General features: G+C 41.8%; 1 protein-coding gene. It reads right to left on the bottom strand.

The annotated features are described in order from the left end of the window. Positions 1–219: 219 nt before the first annotated feature. Positions 220–627 (bottom strand): GNAT family N-acetyltransferase (locus TZ48_RS23805; protein ID WP_162674713.1); only part of this gene is annotated, 408 nt, incomplete at its 5' end.

Genomic DNA, 627 nt, shown 5'->3' on the forward strand with positions numbered 1-627 from the left:
GGCGCGGTAAAGCGCAATGACCTCACCTTCTTGTATTTCCCTACTAATTTGTACCGAAACTTCCATATATCTCCTAGCTACATAACGCCTTGCTAAGTTGCAGCTAAACGACCAAGACACTCAAGCAAAGCCACCTTAATCACTGAACTCAACCAAACCAAAATCGCCGAGCGTTAGCTGTCGACTTGAGCAATTTGTTATGTGATTGTTCTAACGTACTCAGTAAACGCAACCACCAAACTCTATGACTTTTTGGTTCAGTGTACGCTTGGATGTATGAGCCTTGTACATACCACCCCGATAGACAAATTGATTCCAATTTTGTTTCTGCGTGTCAAAGTAGCGTATTGGTGATTCCAACTGCGAATAACCTGAGCTTTGATAAACATTAGTTTCATAGGCAAAAAGAAACGAATATGCGACGTCGGTTGGCGCTAACGCTTGTTCAAGCTGCCCAATCACAACTTTACTCAACCCTTGCCCACGATAACTTGATTTAACTGCAACATTTCCGATAATTGCAGCAGTAAAATTATAAGAGCCTTGCCTCATCGCCCTTGTATAAGCTAGCCCAGAAGCAATTATTCCATCGTCATTCTCAACTATTACAGCGCAAAAAAATTCATT

This window comes from Vibrio variabilis, assembly GCF_003263785.1.
In the GTDB taxonomy this organism is placed as follows: Bacteria; Pseudomonadota; Gammaproteobacteria; order Enterobacterales; family Vibrionaceae; genus Vibrio; species Vibrio variabilis.